Genomic DNA, 13,197 nt, shown 5'->3' on the forward strand with positions numbered 1-13,197 from the left:
TCCCAGGCCGCCGTTTGCCCGCCCGGCCGGTTTTCTCCACGACGTGGGCCCGCAGAGCATCGGCAAGCTGGTCTCCCACGCTCCGTACACCTTCCACGACCGCACCCCGGGACAACCGTTCGGCGTGGATCTGGAGTTGTTCTCCACCGCCTACGACGTCCCCGAGGGGCACAGGCTCGCGTTGGTGATCGACACGGTCGACCCGCTCTACATCGAGCACAACCCGACCGGCGCGCAGCTGACCTTCTCCTCTCCCGCGGCCGACCCGTCGTTCGTATCGGTGCCGCTGCGCGAGAAGTGATCTCCGGCTGCTGCCGGGGGGCTTGCTCGTTGCTACTGCCTCCCCGGCAGCAGCGTCCCTGGTTCGGCCGGTGCGACTTCCACGGCCTCGACCTTCGGGTTGCGCTGCTGTCGTTTGGACACCCACGTGGCGAACCAGGACAGAAGCATGCACATCCCGATGTAGATCGGCGAGATCACCATCACCACGGGGATGAACGGCAGATCGTAGTCGAGATTCGACGCGATCAGTTTGCCCGCGTGGAGGAATTCCTCGTAGGTGATGAGGTAGCCGAGCGAGGTGTCCTTGAGGGCCACCACGAGCTGGCTGATGATGGCCGGCAGCATGGCGCGCAGCGCCTGCGGACCGAGCACGTAACTCATCACCTGCGTCTTGCGCATCCCGAGCGCGTACGCGGCTTCGCGCTGTCCCCGCTCGACGGAGTTGACGCCGGAGCGGAACACCTCGGCGAGCACCGAGCCGTTGTAGAGCGTGAGGCCGGCGACGAGTGCGGGCAGCGGCTGCACCTTCAGGGCCACGAACACGAAGAAGATCATCACCAGGACCGGCATGGCCCGGAAGAACTCCACGATCAACGTGGCCAGCCAACGCACCGGCCGGTGGTCGGAGAGCCGCCCCACGGCGAGCACGGCGCCCAGGGCGAGCGAGAGCACAGCGGCGATCGCGAAGGCCTTGAGCGTATTGCCGAGGCCCGTGAGCAGCAGCTCCTGGATCCCCTTGTACGTGAAGGGGTTCCACTTGGTGGCGGTGAACTGGTTCGTGTCGAAGAGCAGATAGAGCGCCCAGCCGATGACCGCCGCGATGAGCACGGTGGACAGCACGCCGTACAGCATGTGCCGGCGTTCCGTCTTGGGGCCCGGGATGTCGTAGAGGGCGTTGGAGCCGTGGTCGAGGGCTTTCATCGGGCGACCCCCCAGCGCTTTTCAAGGAAGTTGAAGAGCGCGCTGATGGTGAGAGTGATGATCAGGTAGCCGACGGCGATCCAGACGAAGGTCCAGATGATGCTGTAGCCCAGCTCGTTGAGCGTGCGGTACGTGCCGAGCAGTTCGACGACGCTGAACGCGCCGGCGATCGCCGAGTTCTTGGCGAGCGCGATCAGGTTGGAGCCGACCGGCGGGATCACCGAGCGGAACGCCTGCGGCAGGATCACCTGGGACAGCGTCTGGCTGAAGGTCATCCCGAGGCTGCGGGCCGCCTCGCCCTGCCCCTTGGGCACGGTGTTGATGCCGGAGCGCAGCGCCTCGCAGATGAACGCCGAGGTGTAGCAGCCGAGCGCGAGCACCGCGAACACCTTGAAGGGAAGCACGAGTCCGAAGCGCGGCAGTCCGAGCAGGACAGCGAAGAAGAGCAGGGTCAGCGGGGTGTTGCGCAGGACGGTGACCCAGACCGTGCCGAAGACACGGAAGGAGCCGACCGGCGCGACCCGGAAGGACGCCATGACGAACCCGAGCACCAGGGCCAGGATCGAGGCGTAGACGGTGAGTTCGACCGTCCCGAGGAAACCCTCGCCGTAGGTGGAGAAGTTCTCCGTCAGTACGTTCATGCCGGCCCCCTCAGCTCGCCGGGTAGCGGTCGATGGGCGGCGGTGTGGGCGCGGGCACCCCGGACAGGCCGAGGGTCGCGTCGTACGCCTTCTTCCACGTGCCGTCCTTCTCGCGCGCCGCCAGGGCGTCGTCGATCGCGAACCTGAGCGCGTTGTCGCCGCGCGGAACGCCGATGCCGTACGGCTCCTCGGAGAAGGGCTTGCCGACCAGCTTCATCTCCTCGGGCAGCTTGGCCGCGTACCCCTGGAGGATCGCGTCGTCGGTGGTCACGGCGTCGACCTGGTAGGTGAGCAGGTTGTCCACACAGATCGAGTACGTGTCGTACGCGACCAGCTCGGCCTTCGGGTAGTCGGCCTGGATCCGCTGGTACGGGGTCGAACCTGCGGCCGAGCAGACCTTCTTGCCGTCCAGGTCCTGGGGGCCGTTGATGTCCTCCTCGTCGCTGCGGACGAGCAGGCCCTGTCCCGCCATGTAGTACGGGCCGCCGAAGCCGACGAGCTTCTTGCGGTTGTCGTTGATCGTGTAGGTGCCCACGTAGTAGTCGATCTGCCCGTTCTGCAGGGCGGTTTCACGGTTGGCCGAGGCGATCGTGCGGAACTCGATCTTCTTCGGGTCGAAGCCGAGTGAGGCGCCGATCATCTTGGCGATCTCGATGTCGAATCCCGAGTAGGTGCCGCTCGCCGGGTCCTTCTCGCCGAGATAGGGCTGGTCCTCCTTGGCGCCGACGATCAGCCGGCCGCGGCGCTTGGCCTTGTTCCAGGTGCCGGAGTCGGGCAGCTGGAAGTCGGTGGCCACCTGGTACTTGGGCAGGTCCTCGGGCTTGGGGCCCTTGGTGGGAGGACTGCCCTCCTTGCCGCAGCCCGCTGCGGCGAGCGCGGCGAGCAGGACCGCCGCGAGCACACGTGTAGTACGCATTCCTTGAGTCCCGTCCCCCGTCAGTGCTTCAGGATCTTGGACAGGAAGTCCTTGGCGCGGTCGCTCTCGGGGTTGTTGAAGAACTCCTCCGGAGCGCGGTCCTCGACGATCTTGCCGTCGGCCATGAACACGACGCGGTTGGCGGCCGAGCGCGCGAATCCCATCTCGTGCGTGACCACGACCATCGTCATGCCCTCGCGGGCGAGCGACTGCATGACCTCGAGGACTTCGTTGATCATCTCGGGGTCGAGGGCCGAGGTGGGCTCGTCGAAGAGCATCACCTTGGGGTCCATCGCGAGGGCGCGGGCGATGGCCACGCGCTGCTGCTGACCGCCGGAGAGCTGCGCCGGGTACTTCTCGGCGTGCGCCTCGAGCCCTACGCGGGTGAGGAGTTCCCGCGAGCGCTTGTCGGCCTCGTCCTTCTTGCGGCCGCGCACCTTGACCTGGGCGAGCGAGACGTTCTGCAGGACCGTCTTGTGCGCGAAGAGGTTGAAGGACTGGAAGACCATCCCCACCTCGGCCCGCAGCTTCGCGAGTCCCTTGCCCTCTTCCGGCAGCGGCTGCCCGTCGAGGGTGATCGAGCCCGACTGGATGGTCTCGAGCCGGTTGATCGTCCGGCACAGGGTCGATTTGCCCGAGCCGGACGGCCCGATGACCACCACCACCTCCCCGCGTCCGACGGTGAGCTGGATGTCCTGGAGGACATGCAGCTTTCCGTAGTACTTGTTGACGTCACGCAGCTCGATCAACGGATCGACGGCCATGTACGGACCTGCCCACTTATCGCTGTTGAGTCCGCGCAAACTATCCAGCGCAATATGGGACTTAACAGGCGACACGCATGATTGGGGCATTAACCGTATTTTGACCAACGGGGTGTTGAGGGCTCCGGGGTGTGGTCCGCGTCAGGCCTCGGAGGCCTCCGCGTAAACCTGCGACAGCTCCGGTGCGCCGCCCACCGCCCAGTCCAGGCCCGCTTCCACGACCTGGATCTCACGGCCCGAGACGAGCCGGACCACCGGATGGCCTCCGGGCCAGACGTGCCAGGTGGCGCCGGGCACGGTGCGCACGACGACGGTGCCGAGGTAGAGACCGGCGTCGTTGCCGAGCCAGGGCAGCAGCTCGGGGTCGTCGCGCCAGCGCGGGAGCAGCTGGTCGAGCGCCTCCAAAGAGGCGGGAGAGTCGTCGAGTTCGAGTCCTGCGCTCTCCGCCTGCGAGCGCAGCAAGGCGCATTCCGAGAGCAGCTCGGCCACGCCTGCGGGGTCTTCCTCGAACGCGGCGGCGAGAGGTGCGTCATCGCTGCCGGCCGCCTGCCTCCTGCGCCACCGATCGACAAAAGGGATGTTCATAAGCCAAGAGTCGCATCCGTTCCCGCGGGGCACCACAGGGCGCGCGGATCGATCTTGCCTCTCGCACACGCGCTCGTTCCGCCTTGAATTCAGGGCGAGTTCGGACGGCGGTCATTGACGCGTTCCTGCCACCTCCTTAGCTTCATGGCGCATCCTTCGTCACACCGTCAACGGGAGGAGTCCTTCGTGCGCCGAGGTCTGTGGGGTGGGGCGACGGTTCTCGCGCTGGTGGCGGGGTTGGCGCCGGGTGCCGTCGCGGTGGCCGAGGGGCAACGCGCCCCGGCGCCGCTGGAGCGGCTCTTCGACAGCCGGGCGATCAGTGATGACGCGGCGCCGGGCGAGGCGGACTTCGACGGATCGGGTGCCTCGCTGTCGGCGCAGGACCTCGCGGCGGCGGGCTGGACGCCCGGCCGCTCGCTCTCCGTCGACGCCACGCGGCTGCGACTGCCGCGCACCGGTCCCGGCGAGCGGGACAACGTGCGCGCCGACGGGCAGTCCGTACGGGTGCGGGGGCGCGGCGAGGCCTTGTCGTTCCTGGTGGCCGGGACGGGCGGGGACGCGAGCGGAGCCGGGCGGGTGCGCTACCGGGACGGGTCCTCCTCCTCGTACCGCCTGACCGCGCCCGACTGGCGTTCGGGTCCGCTCGCGACGAAGGCGGTGGCGCTGCCGCATGTGAACACCGCGGACGGTCAACTGACCGAGAAGGCACGGCTGTACGTGGTGTCGGTGCCGCTGGTGCGCGGCCGCGAGGTCGCCTCGGTGGAGCTGCCGCGCGATCCGGGCGCCGCGGATCTGCATGTGTTCGCCATGTCCCTGCGGGAGCCGGCACGCGGCTGGACGGGCAGCTGGTCCGCCTCCGCGTCCGGCTTCACCGCGGTGGGGCCCTGGACGGACCGGACGCTGCGGCTCGTGGTGCACACCTCGGCGGGCGGGCCGCGCGTGCGGATCCAGCTCGCCAACCCCTTCGCCTCGGTTCCGGTACGGATCGGTGCCGCCAGCGTCGCCGTACAGGGGGCGGGTGCGGGGGCCCGGTCCGAGCCCGTGGCCCTCACGTTCCGCGGGGAGCGTGGCGCGGAAATCCCGGCGGGCGCCCAGGTGTTCAGCGATCCGGTGGACTTCGCTGTGCCGGCCGACACGAATCTGCTGGTCTCCTTCCATCTGCCCGGCACGGTGAGGGCGGCGCCGGTGCACAGTCAGGCGATCCAGAAGTCGTACGTGAGCGAGGGCGGTGATCACACGGGGTCCCCGGACGCGGGGGCGTACACCTCGGCGATCAGTACGTGGCCGTTCCTCGCCGGGGTCGATGTCGGCGGCCAGGAGCAGTCCGTGGTGCTGCTCGGGGACTCGATCACGGACGGGGTGAAGTCCACGCCGGACGCCAACCGGCGCTGGCCGAACGTGCTGGCGCGGCGGCTGCTCGACCAGGACGAGGTCCCGGCGTACGGCGTGCTCAACCACGGGATCTCCGCCAACCGCGTCGTCACCGACCGGTATCCGGGCGACGGTGTCTCGACGGATACGGGCGGGGTGAGCGCGCTGCACCGCCTGGAGCGGGATGTGCTGGCGCAGACCCGGGCCCGTACGGTCGTGGTCTTCGAAGGTGTCAACGATGTGCGGTGGGGTGCGAAGGCGGCTCAAGTGACCGCCGGTCTGCGGGAGATCGCCGCGCGCGCCGAGGAGCGCGGGCTGCGCACCGTGGCCGCGACGATCGCGCCCTGCGAGGGCGAGGCGCTGTGCACGGCGGCCGCGGACGCGGAGCGGCAGGCGGTGAACGAGTGGATCCGCACCAGCGGGGTCTACGACGCGGTGCTCGACTTCGATGCCGTACTGCGGGACCCGGAGCATCCGGCGCGGCTGCTGCCCGCGTACGACAGCGGGGATCATCTGCATCCCGGGGATGCGGGGCTCGCGGCGCTCGGGGAGTCGATCGATCTCGGGCTGCTGTGAGCCTCAGCCTGTCGCGCCCGCCGGGCGGGACAGGTCGATGCCGCGGCGGGCCAGTTTGAGCGTGTAGACCGTCTCGCGGCTCAGGGCACGGCTGACGCCGGCCGAGAGCGCGACCGCGAGGAGGAGCGGCAGCAACAGACCGTACGCACCGGTCAGTTCGAGCATGATGACCACCGCGACGATCGGTGCGCGGGCGCTGCCCGTGAACACCGCCGCCATGCCGACCATGGCGTACGCGGCGGGGGCCGCCGCGTGCCCGGGGAACAGCGACGCCGCCATGATCCCGAAGACCGCGCCGAGCATGGCGCCGATGAACAAGGACGGTGCGAAGACCCCGCCCGAGCCGCCGATGCCCATGGTCAGACTGGTCGCGACCATCTTGCCGACGAGCAGGACGAGGAGCAGTCCGAGCGCGTACTTGCCGTGCGCGGCGTCCTCGAGGACCGGGTAGCCCACCCCGTACATCTGCGGCAGCACGAGCAGCAGCGCGCCGAGTGCCAGGCCGCCGACGGCGGGACGCAGCCACTCGGGGCCGCGCCAGATGCGGTCGCAGAGGTCCTCGACGGCGTACAGGAAGCGGGTGAAGGCGATGCCGACGGCGCCCGCGACCAGGCCGAGGACGGCGAACAGGACGTACTGGTCGGGGTGTTCGACGCTCAGGCCGGGCAGCGGCAGGAACACCTCGTTGCCGAAGACCGCGCGGGCCAGTGCGCAGGCCGTCACGGACGCGATCGCCAGGATGCCGAAGGTGCGGGCGGTCCAGCGGCGCAGGATCAGCTCCATGGCGAAGACCACGCCCGCGAGCGGTGCGTTGAAGGTCGCGGCGATACCGCCGGCCGCGCCGCAGGCGAGCAGCAGAGTGGTGCGCTGTTCGTCGGCGCGGACGAGCCTGCCCAGGGTGGAGCCGAGCGCCGAGCCGATCTGCACGATGGGGCCCTCGCGGCCGACGCTGCCGCCGCCGCCGATGCACAGGGCGGAGGCGAGGGACTTCACGACGGCGACCCGGCCCTTGATCCGGCCTCCGCCCCGCGCGACGGCCAGCATGACCTCGGGGACACCGTGGCCGCGGGCCTCGCGGGCGTAGCGGTGGACGAGCGGGCCGTAGACGAGGCCGGCGACGGCGGGGGCGAGCAGGACGAAGTACGGGCCGAGGTGCGGGAGCAGCGGATGGGCGGCGCCGCCGGCCGCCGCGTAGTCGGCGTGGCCGCAGAACAGCCTGGTCGCGCCCATCACCATCCAGCGGAAGAGAACCGCGCCGGCGCCTGCGCCGACACCGATCACGACCGCCAGAGCGAGGGTCTGGAGCTGGGCTGCCGTCGTCTCGTCCGGGGGTGCTGTCTCGTCCGGAGGTGCTGTCTCGTCCTGGGCTGGCATCTCCCCCGTGGATGATATGCGGACAGAACTGGGCATACCGCTACGGTATGCCGCGAGGGCCGGTCGGCTGCAGAGCCGACCGGCCCTCGTACGCAGGCCTCAGGTCCTGACGGATCCCCGGTCAGATGTCCAGGTCGACCACGACGGGCGCATGGTCGGACGCACCCTTGCCCTTGCGCTCCTCGCGGTCCACGTAGGCGTCGGTGACGGCCTTCTGGAACGCGGCGTTCCCGTAGACGAGGTCGATGCGCATGCCGCGGTTCTTGGGGAAGCCGAGCTGGCGGTAGTCCCAGTACGTGAAGGGCACGTCGTACTTGAGCGGCCGCGGCACGATGTCGCTGAGTCCCGTCTCGCGCAGCGCCGCGAGCGCGGCGCGCTCGGCCGGGGTGACATGGGTCGCGCCCTCGAAGAGGCTGATGTCCCAGACGTCCTCGTCGGCCGGCGCGACGTTGTAGTCACCGAGCACCGCGAACGGACGCGAGCCCTGGGCGTCGCCCGCGATGGCGGCCTTGAGGGCCTCGAACCACTGCAGCTTGTACGCGTAGTGCGCGTGGTCGGGCTCGCGCCCGTTGGGCACATAGACCGACCAGACACGGGCGCCGCCGCAGGTCGCGGAGATCGCGCGGGGCTCCTCGGCGCCGTCGTAGCCCGGGTCGCCGGGCAGGCCCTTGACGACGTCGTCGAGTCCGACGCGGGAGACGAGCGCGACCCCGTTCCACCGCCCGTTGGCGTTCACCGCCGACTCGTAGCCGAGCTCGCGCAGCTCGTCGGCGGGGAACTGCTCGGCCGCGCACTTGGTCTCCTGGATGCACAGCACGTCCGTGCCGCTGTTCTCCAGCCAGGCCAGGAGGCGGGGCAGTCGGGCGGTCACGGAGTTCACGTTCCAGGTGGCAATACGCATGCGGCCAATCTACCGCTGGGGTCTGACAGCGCCGTTCGCGGTGAGGCGCCGCCGGCCGGAGCGGTCCGGTACGCCCCGGGGGTGAAGCCCCGGGCGTACCGGAGCAAGATGGGGCTCATGGAGCTGACCAAGAAGACCCACGCATGTGTACGGCTCGAGAAGGACGGCAGCACCCTGGTCATCGACCCCGGTCTGTTCGGGGAGGCCGACGACGCCGTCGGCGCGGACGCGATCCTCGTCACGCACGAGCACCCGGACCACTTCGCGGAGGACCGGCTGCGCGCCGCCCTGGAGGCGAACCCGGGCGCCGAGATCTGGACGCTGCGCTCGGTCGCGGACCAGATCGCGGCGGCGTTCCCGGGCCGTGTCCACACCGTCGGCAACGGTGACAGCTTCACCGCCGCCGGCTTCGACGTCCGCGTGTACGGCGAGCTGCACGCCGTGATCCACCCGGATCTGCCGCGGATCACCAACGTCGGCTTCCTCGTGGACGGTTCGGTCTTCCACCCCGGCGACGCGCTGACCGTGCCCGACCATCCGGTCGACACCCTGCTGCTGCCCGTGATGGCCCCTTGGAGCAAGGTCTCGGAGGTCATCGACTACGTACGCGAGGTCAAGCCGCAGCGCACGATCGACGTCCACGACGCCCTGCTCACGGACCTGGCGCGCCCCGTGTACGACACGCATCTGACGAACCTGAGCGGTGCGGATCATCTGCGGCTCGCACCCGGGGACGGTACGGGGCTGTAGGCCACGAGCGGGCGCCCGGCTGGACGGTACGGGGCTGTAGCCCACGAGCGGGCGCCCTTGGCTACTCGCGGGGCGTCGTCTCCTCGCGTATCACCGTCTGCGCGACCTTGAACGCCGAGTTCGCCGCGGGGACGCCGCAGTAGACGGCGGCCTGGAGCAGGATCTCCTTGATCTCGTCCGGGGTGAGCCCGTTGCGCAGGGCGGCGCGGGTGTGGAAGGCGAGCTCGTCGAGGTGACCGCCGCTCACCAGGGCGGTGAGCGTCACGGCGCTGCGCATCCGGCGCTCCAGGCCGGGGCGGGCCCAGACCTCGCCCCACGCGTAGCGCGTGATCAGGTCCTGGAAGTCGCCGGAGAACGCGTCGCTGTTGCCGAGCGCCTGGTCGACATGGGCGTCGCCGAGCACCTCGCGGCGGACCTTGAGGCCGGCCTCGTACGGGTCCGGGCGCCCGCCCGGACCCGTCTGCGCTTCCAAGGGTGCGATCTCGGCGACCGGACCGCGTACATCGCTGGACGGGGCGATCACGGGGACCAGGGGCGGCGCGGCGATGGCCGCGTGCGCTTCGGTCCACGCCGTGGAGAAGTGGTGTACGAGCAGGTCCGTGACGGCGGCCGGCTGTTCCACCGGAGCGAGATGCGAGGCACCGGGCACGACCGCGAGCCGTGCGTCCGGGATGCCGGCGACCAGCGTGCGCGCCTCGGCGGGCCCGGTCACCTGGTCCTCGGAGCCGACCAGGACGAGGGTCGGCACGCCGATCCGGCCGAGGTCCGCCCGTATGTCGAAGGAGGCGAGCGCCTCACAGGCCGCGATGTAGCAGCCGGGGTCGGTGGTGCGCACCATCTGCACCGCCCACTCGGTGATCGCGGGCTGCGCGGCGGCGAAGCCGGGCGTGAACCAGCGCTCGGGCGAGGTGCGCGAGACGGGCTCGAGCCCGTTCGTACGGACGATCACGCCACGCTGCCGGAATTCATCGGCGGTACCGAAGCGGGGTGACGCGGCGATCAGGGCGAGCGAGGCGACGCGCTGCGGGTGGCGCAGCGCCAGATCGGCACCGATCGCACCGCCGAACGCACAGCCCGCGTACCCGAAGCGCTGGACCCCGATCTCGTCGAGCGTCGCCAGCAGCCGGTCGCCGAGCGCCTGGACGGAGTCGGTGGGATGGGCGGGCGCTCCGCCATGCCCGGGCAGATCGAAACGCAGGACGCGCCAGGTCCGGGTGAGGTCGGGTATCTGGCGGTCCCACATGTGCCATGTGGTACCCAGTGAGGGACCCAAGATCAGGACAGGAGCGTCTTCTGGCCCGTCAAAGCGGTACTGGAGGGTGTTCTTCGGCGTCTCACTCACCTGCCTGACCCTCTCATCTGTCACGAGGTGTCACATCGCCGGGGTGAACCTACAGAAGCTTGCCCCGCTCCGACGCTGCCGCACCCGCCAACGAGAGTCCAGGCGTACGCTCGCCGACGCGCGCTCGTGGCCGTGTTGGCAGCGGGTCTTCTGGGCGCACGCCCTCCCTCGTCCCTACGAGCAAGGCTTTCCTCCTTGGCCGCGACCTCAGGGGCGAGTTGCAATTGCAAGTGTGGCGGAACGAACGAGGCTCGGCGCGACCAAGCCGGAAACCTTCCGAAATCCCACCCAACAGCAGCTTGAACACCACACAGCGCACGGGTCTGTGGCCGCTTGGCGGAAGACTGGCCGTAGCTGTGCGCCCTCGGAGTAGCTGCCAGTGCACAGCCAGCAGCCTGCCTCCGAATCCACCCCTACCCTGCTGGGCATACGACTCGGCAAGTCGCTCGGCTGTCAGTGGACGTTAAGTCCGTTTCTGGTAGCGGCCTCGTCCTGGCTGAGTGAGGAAGCCTTGGCGGGTGAGGCGTCCGAGGCGAGCGCGGGTGACGTTGACCGATGCCTCGTCGGTGGGCATGCCGAGGAGTTCATGCAGCTCGCGGGCTCTGAATGCCTGGTCGGGGTGCTGGTTGAAGGCGTTCACGATGGCCTGGTAGGCGGTGCTCGTCTCGGGAGGTTCGGGTTCGTCTTGGGCCGGCGCGAGTTCTGCGATGACCTTCTGGGTGGCGGCCAGGTCCGCAAGCCGTGCTTCGGCTTCGGCCAAGGCGGCGGTCAAGTGCTCAATCCGGTCGCGTAGTTCACCGGCGTGGGCGGTGGTCTTGTCGTGCTGGGCCTGGAGATCGGCCAGGAGATCGATGACGTTCACGCGGCCAGCTCGAGGGTGTCGCGCCAGGCCGGACTCGGGGTGGTGAGGCGGCGGGCCATGTTCGCGATGGAGGCCCAGTAGACGCGCGAGGCGGAGGTGTCGGGCCGGTGGTCGTACTCGCGGGCCAGGCGCCGGTGCAGCATCAACGTGCCATTGACCTGTTCCACGATCCACCTTTTCGGCTGTGGGACGAAGCCTTTGCCCTGATCCTCCGGGTTACGGCGGACTACCTCGACGTCGATGTCCAACAATGCGCCGTGGATGACGACTTGGTCCTTGAAGCCCTGGTCCACCAGGGCCTTCTCCAGGCGCATCCCGCACGGCGTCGCCGCCTGGTCGAGCAGGGCGGTGCCGGTGGCGTTGTCGTGGGCGGAGGCGGCCAGCACCACGACGCCGATGACCAACCCCAGGACATCGACGGCCAGTCCCCGCTTGCGGCCCGACACCTTCTTGTTGGCGTCCAGTCCTGTCGTGGTCTTCGGGACACCCGCGGCCGCGCGGACGGACTGAGTGTCGATGATCACGAGGGACGGGTCCTCTAATCGCCGGGCTCTCTCCCGCACCTGGCTACGCAGGAGTTCCTGGATCCGCTGGTCAAGCCCGTCCTCGCGCCACAGGCCGAAGTAGTAGAACACCGCCGACCAGGCCGGCAAGCCGTGGGGCAGGACTGTTGCCAGCCCCGCCCCCAACGCTCCGGCCGGTTCAGCTCGGTCTCGCCGCGACACCCCGCTTGAACCAGGAACTCGGCGCGTACTGAATGCTGCAGGCAACTCGTCCGCCGACGCCGCCTTGCGGGTTCACGGATTCACCGGTGGGCAATGGGCCCGGATCGCTGCCCGGTAGGAAGAGGACCGACTCCACCAAGGCGGCGCCGCCGTCGAAGCAAAGGCGGGCGGAAATATCAGATGTCAACCGATGGAGAGCACTGCTGACTTCTCGGCCCCGCGTGCGAATCGCTCGGGGGCCGAGAAGGTTTTAGCCCAGGGCGCTGCGTCAGTTGCGGAGGGTGCAGAAAAGGCGCGGATGTCGTCCCATGCGCGAGCGCCGCGGCGCGATCGCCGTCACCGGCGGCGATCGCCTCGTACATCTCCTCGTGCTCCGCGCACTGCTGCGCCGGATCGCGCTGCGCGGTCAGCCGGAAGAGCCAGTACGTACGCGCTTCGAGCAGGCGCATCATGTTGCTGAGCAGGGGGTTGTCCGCCAGTTCCACGATGTCCGTGTGGAAGCCCGCATTGGCGGTCGCGATGCTGCCGCGGTCCTGAGCAGCGATCGCCGTACGGCCCGTCGCGATACGGCCCGCGAGCCGCGCGAGCCCGTCCGAGTCAGCGCGCTCGGCCGCGAGCCGGGCCGCGAGGGACTCGAGGGATTCCCGTACATCGAAGAGATCGCGCACATCCGCCGGAGTGAACGGCGAGACCAGCGCACCCCGATGCGGCACGAGCACCACGAGGCCGTCCGCCTCGAGCCGGCGCAGCGCCTCACGCAAGGGGATACGGGACACCGCGAGCTCGGCGGCGAGGTGCCGCTCCACCAGCCGGGCGCCCGACTTCAGTTCGGCGTCGAGGATGCGCCGGAGCAGCGCGTCGTATGCCAGATCGGTCAGGGAAACCCGTGCCACACCCGCAGGTCCTGCCACCAGCACCAAGATCTCCCTCCGCCTTCTTTGCGCACTGAAGCGGAAAGTTTGCCGGGGGTGCACTCCTCGCAGTCGCCAACCCGCAGGCAACCAGCAGATCCCCACTGAGATCTGGAACGGCACACCATGAGCTCGTGTGCGGTGTGCCGCACACGAGCTCAACCCTTCCCGATCTGACAGGCGTTGGCGGTAGATCCACCGCCCACGCGGCTGCATATGAATCCGTTGACTCGCCGCCCGGGCCGAGGACTAGGACCCGAGGCAATCAAGGAGGCT

General features: G+C 69.5%; 12 protein-coding genes and 2 pseudogenes. 3 read left to right on the forward strand and 11 right to left on the reverse strand.

Going from position 1 to position 13,197, the window contains the following annotated elements; translation table 11 throughout:
- Positions 1-301 (forward strand): CocE/NonD family hydrolase C-terminal non-catalytic domain-containing protein (locus JAO81_RS42705; protein WP_307813615.1); only part of this gene is annotated, 301 nt, incomplete at its 5' end.
- 32 nt (positions 302-333) lie between these two features.
- Here the strand turns inward: JAO81_RS42705 and JAO81_RS24225 are convergent.
- The 5 genes from JAO81_RS24225 to JAO81_RS24245 form a co-directional block, all read right to left on the reverse strand.
- Complete coding sequence (locus JAO81_RS24225) at positions 334-1,203, reverse strand: amino acid ABC transporter permease (RefSeq protein WP_199550031.1); 870 nt, start codon at positions 1,201-1,203, stop codon at positions 334-336.
- On the reverse strand, positions 1,200-1,844 hold the full coding sequence (locus JAO81_RS24230) for an amino acid ABC transporter permease (RefSeq protein ID WP_165331073.1): 645 nt from the start codon (positions 1,842-1,844) through the stop codon (positions 1,200-1,202). Before JAO81_RS24230 ends, JAO81_RS24225 begins: the two co-directional genes overlap by 4 nt.
- 10 nt (positions 1,845-1,854) lie before the next feature.
- Positions 1,855-2,760, reverse strand: coding sequence for a glutamate ABC transporter substrate-binding protein (locus JAO81_RS24235; protein WP_199550032.1), 906 nt, complete (start codon positions 2,758-2,760; stop codon positions 1,855-1,857).
- A 20-nt stretch (positions 2,761-2,780) separates the two neighbouring features.
- Positions 2,781-3,524, reverse strand: a complete 744-nt coding sequence (locus JAO81_RS24240; RefSeq protein WP_199550033.1) for an amino acid ABC transporter ATP-binding protein — start codon at positions 3,522-3,524, stop codon at positions 2,781-2,783.
- Positions 3,525-3,665: 141 nt separating this feature from the next.
- Positions 3,666-4,109 carry a DUF6278 family protein gene (locus JAO81_RS24245; RefSeq protein ID WP_199550034.1) on the reverse strand — a complete coding sequence of 148 codons (444 nt, stop codon included), beginning with the start codon at positions 4,107-4,109 and terminating at the stop codon, positions 3,666-3,668.
- Between the two features lie 144 nt (positions 4,110-4,253).
- Between JAO81_RS24245 and JAO81_RS24250 the strand changes: the two genes are divergently transcribed.
- Positions 4,254-6,056 (forward strand): SGNH/GDSL hydrolase family protein, encoded by a 1,803-nt coding sequence (locus tag JAO81_RS24250; RefSeq protein ID WP_199550035.1) that lies wholly within the window; start codon positions 4,254-4,256, stop codon positions 6,054-6,056.
- A gap of 18 nt (positions 6,057-6,074) precedes the next feature.
- Here JAO81_RS24250 and JAO81_RS24255 read toward each other — a convergent pair.
- Both JAO81_RS24255 and JAO81_RS24260 read right to left on the reverse strand, forming a co-directional pair.
- A pseudogene (locus JAO81_RS24255) lies at positions 6,075-7,292 on the reverse strand (chloride channel protein); the annotation flags it as partial.
- A 259-nt stretch (positions 7,293-7,551) separates the two neighbouring features.
- The gene (locus JAO81_RS24260) at positions 7,552-8,331 is read right to left on the reverse strand and encodes an exodeoxyribonuclease III (RefSeq protein ID WP_199550037.1); all 780 of its coding nucleotides are present in this window, start codon (positions 8,329-8,331) and stop codon (positions 7,552-7,554) included.
- Between the two features lie 117 nt (positions 8,332-8,448).
- Between JAO81_RS24260 and JAO81_RS24265 the strand changes: the two genes are divergently transcribed.
- On the forward strand, positions 8,449-9,081 hold the full coding sequence (locus JAO81_RS24265) for an MBL fold metallo-hydrolase (protein WP_199550038.1): 633 nt from the start codon (positions 8,449-8,451) through the stop codon (positions 9,079-9,081).
- 61 nt (positions 9,082-9,142) lie between these two features.
- Here JAO81_RS24265 and pcaC read toward each other — a convergent pair whose 3' ends face one another.
- The 4 genes and pseudogenes from pcaC to JAO81_RS24285 form a co-directional block, all read right to left on the reverse strand.
- Positions 9,143-10,423 carry a 4-carboxymuconolactone decarboxylase gene (pcaC, locus tag JAO81_RS24270; RefSeq protein WP_199550039.1) on the reverse strand — a complete coding sequence of 427 codons (1,281 nt, stop codon included), beginning with the start codon at positions 10,421-10,423 and terminating at the stop codon, positions 9,143-9,145.
- A gap of 463 nt (positions 10,424-10,886) precedes the next feature.
- Entirely contained in the window at positions 10,887-11,285 is a 399-nt protein-coding gene (locus tag JAO81_RS24275) for a hypothetical protein (protein WP_199550040.1), read from the reverse strand.
- A pseudogene (locus JAO81_RS24280) lies at positions 11,282-11,953 on the reverse strand (transposase); the annotation flags it as partial. The pseudogene JAO81_RS24280 and the gene JAO81_RS24275, both read right to left, overlap by 4 nt.
- Positions 11,954-12,186: 233 nt before the next feature.
- Positions 12,187-12,903: a GntR family transcriptional regulator gene (locus JAO81_RS24285; RefSeq protein ID WP_307813616.1), complete on the reverse strand. Its 717-nt coding sequence runs from the start codon at positions 12,901-12,903 to the stop codon at positions 12,187-12,189.
- Positions 12,904-13,197: the final 294 nt, after the last annotated feature.

The organism is Streptomyces sp. N35 (genome assembly GCF_016464295.1).
Taxonomy (GTDB): domain Bacteria; phylum Actinomycetota; class Actinomycetes; order Streptomycetales; family Streptomycetaceae; genus Streptomyces.